13 protein-coding genes are annotated in these 14131 nt (G+C 72.6%); 5 read left to right on the forward strand and 8 right to left on the reverse strand.

All coding sequences use genetic code 11. The annotated features are described in order from the left end of the window. The first annotated feature begins 22 nt into the window (after positions 1 to 22). Complete coding sequence (locus OG386_RS40910) at positions 23 to 601, forward strand: VanZ family protein (protein ID WP_328792386.1); 579 nt, start codon at positions 23 to 25, stop codon at positions 599 to 601. Between the two features lie 37 nt (positions 602 to 638). Here the strand turns inward: OG386_RS40910 and OG386_RS40915 are convergent, their stop codons facing one another. From OG386_RS40915 to OG386_RS40945, 7 genes are all read right to left on the reverse strand, one after another. Further along, complete coding sequence (locus tag OG386_RS40915) at positions 639 to 1469, reverse strand: DUF1206 domain-containing protein (protein WP_328792387.1); 831 nt, start codon at positions 1467 to 1469, stop codon at positions 639 to 641. Positions 1470 to 1474: 5 nt separating this feature from the next. Continuing rightward, positions 1475 to 1924 carry an SRPBCC family protein gene (locus OG386_RS40920; RefSeq protein WP_266601228.1) on the reverse strand — a complete coding sequence of 150 codons (450 nt, stop codon included), beginning with the start codon at positions 1922 to 1924 and terminating at the stop codon, positions 1475 to 1477. A gap of 294 nt (positions 1925 to 2218) precedes the next feature. Then, complete coding sequence (locus OG386_RS40925) at positions 2219 to 2341, reverse strand: hypothetical protein (RefSeq protein WP_266601230.1); 123 nt, start codon at positions 2339 to 2341, stop codon at positions 2219 to 2221. 104 nt (positions 2342 to 2445) lie between these two features. Then, positions 2446 to 2811 (reverse strand): ATP-binding protein, encoded by a 366-nt coding sequence (locus OG386_RS40930; RefSeq protein WP_328792388.1) that lies wholly within the window; start codon positions 2809 to 2811, stop codon positions 2446 to 2448. Between the two features lie 214 nt (positions 2812 to 3025). After that, a complete protein-coding gene (locus OG386_RS40935; RefSeq protein ID WP_328792389.1) occupies positions 3026 to 3994 on the reverse strand; it encodes a sensor histidine kinase in 969 nt (322 codons plus the stop codon). Further along, a complete protein-coding gene (locus OG386_RS40940) occupies positions 3991 to 4437 on the reverse strand; it encodes an STAS domain-containing protein (RefSeq protein WP_328792390.1) in 447 nt (148 codons plus the stop codon). Before OG386_RS40940 ends, OG386_RS40935 begins: the two co-directional genes overlap by 4 nt. Positions 4438 to 4446: 9 nt before the next feature. Then, a complete protein-coding gene (locus OG386_RS40945; protein ID WP_328792391.1) occupies positions 4447 to 5373 on the reverse strand; it encodes a SigB/SigF/SigG family RNA polymerase sigma factor in 927 nt (308 codons plus the stop codon). A gap of 223 nt (positions 5374 to 5596) precedes the next feature. On the opposite strand from OG386_RS40945, the gene OG386_RS40950 reads away from it, so the two are divergent. The 4 genes from OG386_RS40950 (at position 5597) to OG386_RS40965 (ending at position 13260) form a co-directional block, all read left to right on the forward strand. After that, positions 5597 to 5944: an STAS domain-containing protein gene (locus OG386_RS40950; protein WP_327387646.1), complete on the forward strand. Its 348-nt coding sequence runs from the start codon at positions 5597 to 5599 to the stop codon at positions 5942 to 5944. 157 nt (positions 5945 to 6101) lie between these two features. Then, positions 6102 to 10130 carry a HAMP domain-containing protein gene (locus OG386_RS40955; RefSeq protein WP_328792392.1) on the forward strand — a complete coding sequence of 1343 codons (4029 nt, stop codon included), beginning with the start codon at positions 6102 to 6104 and terminating at the stop codon, positions 10128 to 10130. After that, positions 10127 to 12604, forward strand: coding sequence for a SpoIIE family protein phosphatase (locus OG386_RS40960; RefSeq protein WP_328792393.1), 2478 nt, complete (start codon positions 10127 to 10129; stop codon positions 12602 to 12604). The genes OG386_RS40955 and OG386_RS40960 overlap by 4 nt, the downstream gene beginning before the upstream one ends. Before the next feature lie 98 nt (positions 12605 to 12702). Beyond that, positions 12703 to 13260 carry a YbaK/EbsC family protein gene (locus OG386_RS40965; RefSeq protein WP_328792394.1) on the forward strand — a complete coding sequence of 186 codons (558 nt, stop codon included), beginning with the start codon at positions 12703 to 12705 and terminating at the stop codon, positions 13258 to 13260. Positions 13261 to 13263: 3 nt separating this feature from the next. On the opposite strand, the gene OG386_RS40970 is transcribed toward OG386_RS40965, so the two are convergent. After that, positions 13264 to 13971 (reverse strand): intradiol ring-cleavage dioxygenase, encoded by a 708-nt coding sequence (locus tag OG386_RS40970; RefSeq protein WP_328792395.1) that lies wholly within the window; start codon positions 13969 to 13971, stop codon positions 13264 to 13266. Positions 13972 to 14131: the final 160 nt, after the last annotated feature.

Here is a 14131-nt window from a genome sequence, read left to right on the forward strand (position 1 = left end):
CCGACAGGGTAAACGTGCCCGCATGACATGGAGGTACGCACGACGGCGTGGTGAGGCACCGGAGGAATTCGAGGGACCCGAGAACACCGGAAAGTCCGGGGAAGGAGCAGCGGAGGCCGGCGCGCGGCAACGCCGTCCGGCGCACCCGGCGGTCCGGGCGCTGGCCATGGTGATCGCATTCGTCGGGACCGTCCTGTTCGGCGCGGTCCTGGCACGGCTGACGCTCGAACCGTCCGCCGCGTCGGAGGCCCTCGTACACAGCAATGTCCGACCCGGTCATTCGATCGGTGCCTATCTGGACGGGACGTCGACGATCGAGGCGGTGCGCCAGCTGGGCGGGAACCTGCTGCTGGGGCTGCCGTTCGGGGTGCTCCTGCCGGTCCTGCTGCCCCCGGCACGGGGACTGGTGCGGGTCGGCGTGGTGACGGTCGCCCTGATGACCCTGGTGGAGCTCACCCAGGGAGCCCTGATCACCGGACGCGTCTTCGACATCGACGACGTCATCCTCAACACGGCCGGAGCGCTCATCGGGTACGTGTTCATCGGTCTGCGGCTGGGGCGGGCCGTACACCCTCGCCGCAGGCACTGGTGGCACCGCTGAGCCCGGACGGGTCGTGCAGCGGCCCGCCCGCCCGGGATCAGACCTCGCGCCACCGGGCCATCGCCCAGGAGAACGCCCCGAAGAGCATCAGCCCGAGGGCGACCGCGACCAGCAGCCACGGCCCCGCCGGCGTCAGGGCGAAGGACCTCAGGGTGTCGTCGGTGCCCTTCGCCTGTGCCGGGTCGAAGCGCACGGCGGCGTACACGACGAAACCGCCGACCGCCGCGAACAGGGCGCCCCGGGCCAGGCCGCCGGTCACCCCGAGAAAGCCGACGGCCGCGCGCCAACGCGCCGAGACCCCGCCCATGGCGAGGTGCTTGCGGAAGCTGCGCCGCGCCGCCTGCACCGCGATGACCGCGCCCGCGAGGGCGATCCCGAGCCCGGCCGCACCCACCAGCCACTGGCCGGCGGGCAGGTCCAGCGCCCGCGCCGTCACGTCACGGGACTGCTGGTCTCCGGATCGCCCGCCCCCGCCCGCCGCGAACGACAGGACGGAGAAGGCGACCGCGGCGTAGCAGACGGTCCGGCCCGCCGCGGCCAGCCGCTTCACCGGCTCGTTCCCCTCGGGCCCGGCCGCGCCGAACACCGCCTCCGACAGGCGCCACAGCACCATGCCGACGAGCCCGATGCCCACGGCCCAGACGAGGACGCCGCCGAAGGGCTTTCCCACGAGCTCCTCGAGGGCGCCCTGGCGGTCGGCCTCCTTGCCCCCGCCCCCGGGATCACCCGTGGCCACGCGCAGGGCCAGCATTCCGACCAGTGCGTACAGCACCCCGCGGGCCAGCAGCCCGCAGCGCGCCGTGACCTCGCGGCCCCCGCCACCGCGGGACGCGGCCCGGACGCCGCTGCGTGCGCGGCCGTTCCCCATCGGGGTCAGACCTCGCCCCGCCAGGCGCCCGTCTCGGCTCCGCGGGACTCGATGAACTGCTTGAACCGCTTCAGGTCCCCGGCGACCTGGCGCTTGACGAAGCCGAGCTTGTCGGCGGCGCTCTCGGCCAACCCCTCGGGCACCCAGTTCATGTGCAGGACGACCTTGGTGGTGGTCGCGTCGATCGGCTGGAAGGTCACCAACCCGGCCTGGCGCGTCTCCCCGCCCACCGTCATCCACGCGACGCGGCGGTCCGGGAACTGCTCGGTGATCTGCGCGTCGAACTCACGCCGCACGCCGTTCACGTTCGTCACCCAGTGGGTGAGCGTGTCCGTGCGCTGTTCGATGCGTTCGACCCCCTCCATGAAAGCGGGGAACTCCTCGAACTGCGTCCACTGGTTGTAAGCCGTCCGTGCCGGAACGTTGACCTCGACGTACTCCTCGACGTGCGACATGCGTACCCCTTCCGTGTCGTCGGCGGCCCCGCCCCGCGTCCCGCGATGCCGGTCACCGCCGCCAGGACCCTGTAGGACCGCGGCCGCACGCGGTGCCCGGGGGGAGGGGGCACCGGCGTGCGGCCGCGGATCTCGGCGGGTCGCCGCCCCGCTCGAAACGGCGACCCGCCGACATCTACGCGTCTGGCCCCGAATCGGGGGCTCAAACAGGACCGGGGGAAAGAATTCGTGCCGTGCCGCCCCGGCCTGCTCGCCCGCGCCCGCCGCATGGTCGGGCCACCGCTCCGCAGACGCCTACCGGTGCCGGGCCAGGCTGTGGAGCAGGACGAGGAGGGCGAACGCGATGACGGCCAGATGGAGCCAGGCGGGGCCGGGCGCCGGGGTCAGGGCCAGGGAGTCGAGCGCGTGGGATGTCATACCGCGCGCCTGCCCCCGTCACGCGCAACGAAGCGGGTACGGGGACGAGTACGCGGGGGCGGCCCGGCCCGGCGGCACGGGCGGCCCCGCGCGGCCCGGCCGGGTCACAGCCCCGTGGACCTGCCCGAGGTCAGCCGTGACGCCTCGATCTCGGCCCAGACGGCCTTGCCGTGCTCATGGGTGTGCGTGCCCCAGCGATCGGAGACGCGCTCCACGATGTAGAGGCCGTGGCCGCCCGGCAGGGCACGCTGCGGGGACGGGTGGCGGCGGGGCGGCGTCGTCGTGCCGTCGAAGACCTCGATCCGCAGGACCTCACCGGCCGAGAGCGCGAGCTCGATGCAACCCCCCGCATGCAGTGACGCGTTGGTCAGCAGCTCGGACACCAGGAGCAAGGCGTCCTCGGACGTCTCGGTCCCGCTCCAGCCCCAGTCGAGCAGGGCCTGGCGCGTGAAGTCGCGGCCCTTGGCCACGGGCCCGCGTACGCCCGCCAGGGCGAGCCGACGGCGCTGCCCCGCGACGGAAAACCCGGCAGGCCTACGATCGCCGGTTTCCGGCCCGATCGTTTCCACTGTGGTCTTTCACCCCCACCGTTGACATTGGTCTCTGTTCGCGGGAACGAACAGGCCCCGTGGGGCCGAGGACACCCGAGTACGCGAGTGACAGTCTAAGGGGACCGCCGGTCGCTCAGAAGATTGTCATGTGCAGTCTCAGAGTGAAGCCGCCGTCCGAGGCGCGGATCTCCACCAAGTCGCACAGCTGGTGGATCATCCACAGGCCCCGGCCGCCGTCGACCGACGCCAGGGAGGGGCGGCGGCGGCCCGCCAACGGGTCGGCGAGGTGACCGCCGTCGCGGATCTCCGCCACGACCTCGGCACCCGCACCCGTACCGGATCCGGCGGTGCTCCACAGCCGGAGCGCGCCGCTCCCGCCCCCGTGGGCGAGGGAGTTGGCGGCGGCCTCGCCGACCGCCAGGACGAGGTCGCCGCGCCGCGCCGCGCTCAGGGCCGCGCCCCGGGCGAAGGCCTCGGCGTACGCACGCACCTCGCCCAGCTGCCCGCGGGTGTAGGCGAGCCAGGGCGCAGCGCCGTCGGGCTCGGGCAGGGGGTCGTCGCAGTCGGCGCAGACCGACGCGGCGTCCGCGTAGTCCGGGCTCGTCAGGGTCGTGCCGTCCTCCAGCAGCGTGGGATGCGTACGCCGGGCATCGGACACCACGGCGGCCGGCAGGCCGAGGACGTCGTACGGGCACAGGACGGCGGCCTGCCGCCCCGCGAAGGCGGTGTTGATGAGCGCCTCGTGACGCGTGGCCTCCAGCACCTCGGCCCGCGAGCGACCGGGCCAGATCGGCTCGCCCACGATCCGGGCCGGCCGGCCCGCGTGCAGGTCGGCGAACTCCTGCAGGGCGGCCAGGATGCGGCCGGGATTGCGGCCCAGGTGCGTCATGTCCGTCCAGGTGACCCCGGTCGCGGCGGTGCCGAGGTCTTCGCGCAGGGCGTCCAGCCGCGGGCCGGGCACGGCCACGAGCACCGGCTCGTCGGCCGCGAGGGCGGCCCGTACGAACCCGCCCACGCCTGCCAGGTAGTCCGCCTCACCCCGGTAGAAGAGGGCGGGGTGGACGAAGGCCCCGGAGGCGCCGGACGCAGGAAGACGGATCATGCTGCGACCTCCAGCGCGGCGCATTCGTCCGGGAACATCTCCACGAGCTTGCGGAGCGAGTATGGCGGGTGGTGGAGCAGCAGGCGACGCCCCTGGCCGGTAACGGTGGCGTTGGCCTGCACCAGGGCGGCCACTGCGGCCGTGTCCAGGAAGGGCACGGCGGAGAGGTCGAGATGGACGACCGGGCCGGGGATCCGGGTGACGACGCCGAGCGCCGCGCCCAGGATCGCCCGGGTGTCGAGGTCGCAGCTGCCGCTCAGCAGGGCACCGGGGCGGTCGCGCAACGGCCGGGCGGTCAGCGTCGCCGCCGTACCCGTCGAGGCGTTGGCGCTCCGCACGACCGCGTCCGCCCACGTCCCGTCGTCGTAGAGCGCCTGCGCGCCGACGGGCGGGACGAGGGGGACGGGCGGGACGGATCCGTCGTTCCGGTGGGGTGAGGGCATGCCCGCTGCCTACACCGAGAGCATTCCGGCGCGCAGCCGGGCCAGGGTCCGCGACAGCAGGCGCGAGACCTGCATCTGTGAGATGCCCAGTTCCGCGCCGATCTCCGCCTGCGTCCTGTCCTCGCCGAAGCGCAGCCGCAGGATCGTCCGGTCACGTTCGTCCAGTTGCTCCAGCAGGGGCGCCAGGGTGTGGAACTCCTCGAAGAGCTCCATGGCGGGATCGACCTCACCGAGCCGGTCCGCCAGCGGACGCGTCGTCCGGCTCGTCGTCGTCGACGGCTCGTCGCCCTCGGCGCAGGTGTCCAGGGAACCGCTCGTGTAGCCGTTCGCGGCGACCAGCCCTTCGACGACCTGTTCCTCGGTCAGTTCGAGGTGCTGGGCGACCTCCTTGACCGTGGGGGACCGCCCCAGCAGCTCGGTCAGGGCCTCCTGGGCCCTGGCGAGCTCCGTACGCCGTTCCTGCAAACGGCGCGGGACGTGCACCGCCCAGGTGGTGTCACGGAAGTAGCGCTTGATCTCGCCGGTGATGTAGGGGAGGGCCAGGGTGGAGAACTCGACCTCGCGTTCGGGCTCGTAGCGGTCGATGGCCTTGATGAGACCGATGGTCCCCACCTGGATGATGTCGTCCATGTCCAGACCCCCGCCCAACACGCGGGAGCGGAAGCGCCGCGCGGCGAACTGAACCAGCGACAGGTTCATCTCGATCAGGGTGTTGCGGGCGTACTGGTACTCGCGCGTGCCCTCTTCCAGGGCGCCGAGCTGCAAGAAGAAGAGCTTCGACAGCTCGCGCGCGTCGGCGGGCGCCATCTCCCGGGCGTTCTGCACCTCCGGCAGTTCCACGTCCTGCCGTGGGGCCTCCACGGCGCCGGGCACAGCGGGCGTCAGGTACGCGTCTGTTGCACGAATGGGGCCTGCGACGGTGGCCGAGCGAGACATGGTGGCCGTTCCCTCCCGATTGACTGACGGCTGCTGGGGCGCTTGTGCCCGCACTTCACGCCCTTACACGCCCCTCGCGAACAATCTTTCTCCGCGGCTGCCGCCGAAGAGGTGGCGCCGACCTCCGGATGCGAGTGCCGCGGGGCTCGGCACCCTCGATCGGCCGGCGAGCAGGCATACTCCCTTGCGGAAGCCGTACAGGTGACGATCCGGGGAGGCGGACATGACCGGAGCAGGGGACGCGAACCACCAAGGCGTCGTCGGGGACAGCTACCTGGCCGGAGCCGGGTGGGTGGTGGCGGCGCACGGGGAGCTCGACCAGGACACGCTGGCCCCGCTCCAGGAGGCGCTCGCCTCTGCCGCGGACCAGCACGGGCTGGTGGTCCTGGACGCGGGCTCCATCACCTTCGGAGACTCCTCGTTCCTGAACCTGCTGCTGCGGATGCACCACCTCACTACGCTGCGCATCGCCGCCCCGGGCGAGCAACTCCGCCGTCTCTTCGCCCTGACGGGCGCCGATACGGTCCTCTCCCTCCACCCGAGCGTCGAGGACGCCGTCGGCGGGTCGTGACCGGCCGGGCCGCCGTCCCCCACCGTCTCCGTGACCGGGTGATCAGGTGTGCTTCCGTCGACGATAACCTTCATCACCGGTCGTGCGGCGATCGCGGATCCCCATCACGTCCTGTCCACCGTGCCGGCACGGTCGTTGTCTAAAGTGAGGTTGGCGGATGGCTGAGCGGGCGGGCACCGAGGCGCCGGGCGGGTCACCGGAGTTCCCCGGCGAGGACGGGATCGGCGAATCGGAACTGCGCCAACTCCTGGCCGGCCTGACGGCCGTACGGGACGGGGACTTCCGTACCCGGCTGCCCGATACGGCGGACGGGCTGCTCGGCGAGATCGCCACCGTGTTCAACGGGATGGCCGACCAACTGTCGCTGTTCACGTCCGAGGTGACCCGCGTGGCCCGCGAGGTGGGCACCGAGGGAACGCTCGGCGGCCAGGCGGACGTACCGGGAGTCGGGGGCGCCTGGCTGGACCTCACGGATTCGGTCAACTTCATGGCCGGAAACCTCACGGCCCAGGTGCGCTCCATCGCCCAGGTCGCCACGGCCGTGGCCGAGGGCGACCTCTCGCAGAAGATCAACGTCACCGCGCGCGGGGAGATCCTGGAGCTGAAGGAGACCATCAACACGATGGTCGACCAGCTGTCCGCCTTCGCCGGAGAGGTCACCCGGGTCGCCCGGGAGGTCGGCACCGAGGGTCGGCTCGGCGGTCAGGCGGACGTCAAGGACGTGTCCGGCACCTGGAAGGACCTCACCGAGTCGGTCAACGTCATGGCCGACAACCTGACCGCCCAGGTGCGCTCGATCGCCGAGGTCACCACCGCGGTGGCCCAGGGCGATCTGACGCAGAAGATCCGGGTGGACGCGCGGGGCGAGATCCTGGAGCTGAAGACCACCATCAACACGATGGTCGACCAGCTCTCCGCGTTCGCCGACGAGGTGACCCGGGTGGCCCGCGAGGTCGGCACCGAGGGCAACCTGGGTGGCCAGGCCACGGTCCGCGGGGTCTCCGGCACGTGGAAGGACCTCACCGACAACGTCAACGTCATGGCGTCCAACCTGACGGGCCAGGTACGTTCCATCGCCCAGGTGGCCACCGCCGTCGCCCGCGGCGACCTCTCTCAGAAGATCATGGTGGAGGCGAAGGGCGAGGTCGCCGCGCTGGCCGGCGTCATCAACACGATGGTCGACACGCTGTCCGCGTTCGCCGACGAGGTGACCCGGGTGGCCCGGGAGGTCGGCACCGAGGGCCGGCTCGGCGGCCAGGCACAGGTTCCCCACGTCGCGGGCACGTGGAAGGACCTCACCGACAACGTCAACTCCATGGCGAACAACCTCACCGGCCAGGTCCGCAACATCGCGCTCGTCACGACGGCCGTCGCCAACGGCGACCTGTCCAAGAAGATCGACGTGGACGCGCGGGGCGAGATCCTCGAGCTGAAGACCACCATCAACACGATGGTCGACCAGCTGTCCTCCTTCGCCGCCGAGGTCACCCGCGTCGCCCGCGAGGTCGGCAGCGAGGGCCGGCTCGGCGGCCAGGCCGAGGTCGAGGGCGTCTCCGGCACGTGGAAGCGGCTGACCGAGAACGTCAACGAGCTCGCCGGCAACCTCACCCGCCAGGTCCGGGCCATCGCCGAGGTCGCCAGCGCGGTCGCCGAGGGCGACCTGACCCGCTCGATCACCGTCGACGCCTCGGGCGAGGTCGCCGAGCTCAAGGACAACATCAACTCCATGGTCGGTTCGCTGCGGGAGAGCACCCGGGCCAACCAGGAGCAGGACTGGCTCAAGTCCAACCTGGCCCGGATCTCCGGCCTGATGCAGGGCCACCGGGACCTCGCCGCCGTCGCGGAACTCGTCATGGACGAACTGACGCCGCTCGTCGCCGCCCAGTACGGGGCCTTCTACCTCGCCGAGGACGGCCCCGCCGGCCCCCTGCTCATCCTGGTCGGCTCCTACGGCCGCCCCGCGGGCACCGGCGAGGGCACCGGCTTCGCCCTCGGGGAGTCCCTCGTGGGGCAGGCCGCGCGCAGCCACCGGATCATCGCCACCGACCAGGTCCCCGCCGGCTACGTCATCTCCTCGGGGCTCGGCCACACCACCCCGGGCAGCCTGATCATCCTGCCCATCGTCGTGGAGGACCAGGTCCTCGGGGTGATCGAGCTCGCCTCCTTCTCCGCCTTCACCCCCGTGCACCGGGACTTCCTCGGCCAGTTGATGGAGACCATCGGGGTCAACCTCAACACCATCGTCGCCAACGCCCGTACCGACGAACTCCTGGAGGAGTCCCAGCGGCTGACCGGGGAGCTCCAGGCACGTTCCGAGGAACTCCAGGTCCAGCAGGTGGAACTGCAGCGCTCCAACGCCGAGCTGGAGGAGAAGGCGGCCCTCCTCGCCAGCCAGAACAGCGACATCGAGGCCAAGAACCTGGAGATCGAACAGGCCCGGCAGGAACTGGAGGACCGCGCCCGGCAGCTGTCGCGCGCCTCCACCTACAAGTCCGAGTTCCTGGCCAACATGAGCCACGAGCTGCGGACCCCGCTCAACAGCCTCCTCATCCTCGCCCAGCTGCTCGCCCAGAACCCGACCCGCAACCTCTCCCCGAAGCAGGTCGAGTACGCGGGCATCATCCACTCGGCGGGCTCGGACCTGTTGCAGCTGATCAACGACATCCTCGACCTCTCGAAGGTCGAGGCGGGGAAGATGGACGTCAACCCCGAGCGGGTGGACCTGCCGCAGCTGCTGGAGTACGTCGACGCCACCTTCCGCCCGCTGACCACGCAGAAGAGCCTCGACTTCACCGTCACCACCGCCCCCGACGCCCCGGCCGACCTGCTCACCGACGACGCGCGCCTGCGCCAGATCCTGCGCAACCTGCTCTCCAACGCGGTCAAGTTCACCGAGCGCGGCGGCGTCGAGCTGCGGATCGAACCCGCGGCGCCGGCCGAGGTTCCCTCCGGGCTCCCCGGCCGCGCGCCCCTGCTCGCCTTCCGGGTGCGGGACACGGGCATCGGCATCCCGGAGCAGCAGTTGGAGTCCGTCTTCGGCGCCTTCCAACAGGCCGACGGCACCACCAGCCGCAAGTACGGCGGCACCGGGCTCGGGCTCTCCATCAGCCGCGAGATCGCCCAACTCCTCGGTGGTGCCGTCATCGCGGAGAGCACACCGGGCCAGGGCAGCACCTTCACCCTCTACCTGCCGGTCAGCCGGGCGGACTACGAGGAGGAACCCCTCCCCGAGGACGCCGCGGCGGCCCGGCACGCTGCCGCCGCCGGACGTCCCGTACCGGCCGGCGCCGTCGGCGCGACCGCTCCGGTACCGCAGCAGCGGCGGCCCCGCCGTCTTCTGGTGATCGAGGAGCGTCCCCGAGGCCTGCTCTCCCTCGTCGCCGAGAGCGCCGACCGGGACCTCACCCCCGACCACCTGCCGCCGGCGGGCCAGCGCGAGGGCGTCCAGGTGGTCAACGCCACGAGCTCGCGGGAAGCCGCCGCCGCCCTGGCCTCGCACTCCTTCCACTGCGTCGTCCTCGAACTCGACATGCCCGGCGGCGAGGCCCTGCGCTTCCTCGACGCGCTCGACGGAGACCCGGCGCTCTCCTCCCTCCCGGTCCTCGCGCACAACAACCCCCGCCTGAAGACAGGGCAGGACCGGGCGCTGCGGGACCGGGCCGCGTCGCGCCGGCTGGAACTGCTGTCGAGCCTGGACGAGCTCCGAGAACGCATCGTGCTGCACCTGTCCGCAGAGCGGCCGGGGGACGTGCTGCCCCTCGTCCACGAGGAGGCGCAGGACCGGCAGAACGCCCATCCCGTCGACGACGACCTGGCCGGCCGCACCGTCCTCGTCGTCGACGACGACGCGCGCAACCTGTTCGCGCTCAGCGGGGTGCTGGAACTGCACGGTGTTCGCGTCCTCCACGCGGAGGACGGCCGCAAGGGGATCGACACCCTCATCCGCAACGAGGGCGTCGACCTGATCCTGATGGACGTGATGATGCCGGAACTGGACGGCTACGCGGCGACGGCCGAGATCCGGCGGATGCCCGCCTATGCGGGGCTGCCCATCATCGCGGTCACCGCCAAGGCGATGCCGGGCGACCGCGAGAAGAGTCTCGCCGCCGGAGCCAGCGACTACGTGACCAAGCCGGTCGACGCCGACGACCTCATCGCCCGCGTCCGGCATTGGCTCACCGGATGACCCCCGGCACACGGCGCCACGACGACGCCCGCCCGCCGGGAACGGGCGCGGGAACGGTCCCGGTCACGGCTGCGGGAACGGCTGCGGGAACGGCCCCCGGAACGGCCGCCGAGGAGCCGTCCTCGAACCCGGCCCCGCACCCTGCGCCGACACCCCTGGGGCGCCTGGTCGCCACCGTCGAACGGCTCCGCCGCGAGGTGCGGGCGGCGCACGCTGCTGCGGACGGCAGGGCCCTGATCGAGCTGGCCAAGGGCATCCTGATCGGACAGCTGAGCTGCACCCCCGCCGCGGCGGCCCGCCAGCTCGACGACCTGTCCCGCGAGACCGGGCTGTCCGCGCTCGAACTCGCCGCCGACATCGTCAACCAGGCTTCCCGCGACCACGTCAGCGAGGTCGCCGCGGCGTTCGCCCGGCGCACCGGCGCGCCGGAACCGGCCGAGGCCACCACGGTCTCCGTGCGGCTCCGCACGGCCGAAAGCGGGGTACTGGCCGCCGCCGACGACACCCAGGCGGTGGCCGAGTCCCTCCTGACAAACGCCCTCGGACCGCTGGGCGCGGACGCCGTCGCCGTCTGGAGCGCGGCACCCGACGGCTCCCTGGCCCTCGCCGGCCACGCCGGGTTCCCGCCCGGGGAAGCCGCGCGCTGGCGCCACGTACCCCCGGGCGTCTCCACCGTCGCCCGCCTCGCACTGCACGAGCGCCGACTGGTCACCCTCACCCGGCTCCAGCAGAACGGACCTCCCTCGATCGGCCAACTCCAGCGGCCCGACGGCGGGCGGATGGCCGTACCGGCCGGGACCGGCGGACGGATCCACGGCGTCCTCGAAATCTGCTGGCCGCAGCCCCTGGCGCCGCAGCCCCCGCAGATCGAGCGTCAGGTCGAGGCCCTCGCCGAACTGTGCGCCCGCACCATGGACGCCGCGCCCACCGGCGATCCCGGCACGCTCGACGCGGTGCTCCCGGACGTCGCGGAGCTCATCGACCTCTCCGAAGGCCTGCACGACCCCGCCGTGGTCCTCACCCCGGTACTCGACCACGAGGGCCGGCTGATCGACTTCCGCATCCGCCACGCCAGCAGCCGGTTCGTCGATCCCGCCGGGCGGCCGCGCGGCGACGTGAACGGCGCGCTGCTGCTGGAGGCCTATCCGATGGCCGGGGGCGAGAGCGGGCTCTTCGACATCGTCGAGCACGTGCACGCGACGGGCGAGCCCTTCCGCGCCGAACGCATGAGCCTGACCGCGCTCGTCGACCAGATCCCCCTCACCTCGGTCGCGGACATCAGCGTCAGCCGCCACGGGGCAGCCGTCCTGCTGATCTGGCGCGTCGAGGACGAAACGGCACGATTGGCCGACCTCCTCCAGCACGCCCAGCGCCTGGGCCGGATCGGCGGCTTCGAGGAGAACCTCGTCACCGGCGGGATCACCTGGAACGCGCAGCTCTACGCGCTGCACGGACTGCCGACCACCGCCGCGCCCGTGCGGCTGCGGGAACTGCCCGGCTACGCCCACCCCGACGACTCCGCCGCCCTGGACCGCTTCCTGCGGGCCGTGCTGCGCTACCGCCGTCCGTCCTCCGTCAACCTGCGCCTGCGCAGGCCGGACGGCATCACCCGGCACATCCGCGTCGTCGCCGAGCCCGTCCTCGACGCCGACCAGCGGCTCCACGCCGTCCGCGGCGCCTACCAGGACATCTCCGCACAGCACTGGACCGAGGTCGCCCTGGCCGCGACCCGGGACCAACTCGCCCACACCGAGGCCGAATCCGCCGAACGCAACCGCCTCGCCCTACAGCTCCAGCACGCGATCATGCCCCCCACCCCGCCGGCCGTCGAAGCACCCGGACTGCGCGTCGCCGTCCGCTACCGGCCGGCGGAGACCGAGTCCCTCGTCGGCGGCGACTGGTACGACACCGTGGTCCTGCCCTCCGGACTGGTCCTGCTCTCCGTGGGCGACGTCGCCGGACACGGCATCGAGGCGGCCACCGGCATGGTCGTCCTCCGCAACGCGCTCCGCGGCCTCGCCGTGACCGGAGCGGGCCCCGCCCAGTTGCTGTCCTGGCTCAACACGGTCACCCACCACCTCGCCAAGCACGTAACGGCCACCGCGGTCTGCGGGATCTTCGACCCCCGAACCAGGGTGCTGCGATGGGCACGAGCCGGGCATCTGCCTCCCGTACTCGTCCGCGGCGGCGAGGCCGAAGCCTTCCCGCTCATCGGAGGCCTGCTCCTCGGCGCGCTCCCCGAAGTGACCTACGCCGAGCGGGAGGTACTGCTCGAACCGGACGACACCCTGCTGATGTACACGGACGGGCTGGTGGAGCGGCGGGACTCCTCGGTGCAGGACTCGCTCGGCCACCTCATGAACGCGGCGGCCGCCGGCGCCGGAGACCTGGACCGGCAGTTGGACCGCCTGCTCGCCGAGAGCCGGTCCGACACGGACGACGACACCTGCGTCATCGGAATCCAGGTCGGCTGAATCGCGACCCGGAGCCTGGACCTCCGCCACGACGCCGGCCGCTGGACCGCGGACGGTGCGCACCACCCCGACCCGGTGACGGGTGCTAGCGTGCGGGCATGCGCGCTCCCCTCGGGTCCTTCGACAACGCGGTGCCGGCTCCGGACTGCCTCGCGGAACTCACCGCGCCCGTCGCCGAAGCGGTCCGCGGCTGGGCCGGAGACGTGCCCGCCGACCAGATCGTCTACGTGGACACCGACCCCGCGATCGCCGACACCGGTGCCTTCGTCGCCCACTACGGGCCGGAGCTCCTCGACCGGTCGGCGAACTGCGTGGTCGTCGCCGCCAAGCGCGGCGGCGCGGTCACCCTTGCCGCCTGCCTCGTGCCCTCCGCCGGCCGGGTCGACGTCAACGGCGCCGTCCGGCGCCATCTGGGCGCGCGCAAGGTGTCGTTCGCGCCGATGGAGACGGCCGTGGAGCTGACGGGCATGGAGTACGGGGGCATCACCCCGCTCGGCCTGCCGGAGGGATGGCCGCTCCTGGTGGACGCGGCGGTCGCCGACATGTCGTACGTACTCGTCGGCAGCGGACGTCGACGCGGCAAGCTGATCGCCCCCGGGAAGCTGTTCGCGCAGATCCCCGGGGCCGAACTGATCGAGGGCCTCGCGCTCCTCTGATGCTCAGGCGATCCCCACGGTGTACGCGGCGCGGTAGCCGTCCCCGTCGGGAACGAGGGCCAGCGTCATCGCGGCCCCGGAAGCGCGGTAGCGGCTGTCGCGGGCGTTGGGGTGCTGCGGCGCGCGGCGCTCCGCGTACGGCGGGCGCGCGTACACCCGCACCAGGAGGTCCTCGGGGAAGAAGAACTGCGAGGTCGTCTCGGTGCGGCGGTCGGGACGCACTTTGAAGTGGATGTGCGGCGCCAGCCCCGCGTACCAGCCGGGCACGATCGTGCGGAACGTACTGCGGCCGGCTCCGTCCGTGACCTGCGTACCCCGCAGGAAGGTGGCTCCGCCGGTGGAGTAGGCGCCCGAGGCGTCGGCGTGCCAGATGTCGACCGCGGCGTCCGTGACCGGCCGACAGCCCGCCGAGGCCCGTACCACGGTGAGGTCCAGCCGGAACGGCACGCCCTTGCGGCCCTCGGTGATGTCGGAGCGGACCCGGTCCAGGTCCAGGTAGTACGGGCCGGCGCCGGCCTCCACGGCGAGGACGCAGGCCGGGCTGCTGCCACCGGGGGAGGGCGCGGGGGACGGTGACGCGGACGGCTGCCCTGCAGCTCCCCGCGTCCCGGTCGGGCCGGAGCAGGCCGCCGCGAGGGCCGCGGCCCCGGCCGATCCGGCGGCCAGCAGGAGGGTACGGCGGCTGGTCGGGGAACTGCCGTTCTCGGTCATGCGAACCTCTCCCGCGCGCTGCGCGACCGACGCACGGGCGCACGGGTGCACGGGCGCACGACGGCCACCGATCGCGCCCACCGTGCCGGACGGAAGGCGTCCCGGCCACCACCGACACACCCGGCCGGGCAGACCGCACCGCCGTGGGGGATCGGAGCGG

It is taken from the genome of Streptomyces sp. NBC_00273, from assembly GCF_036178145.1.
GTDB lineage: Bacteria > Actinomycetota > Actinomycetes > Streptomycetales > Streptomycetaceae > Streptomyces.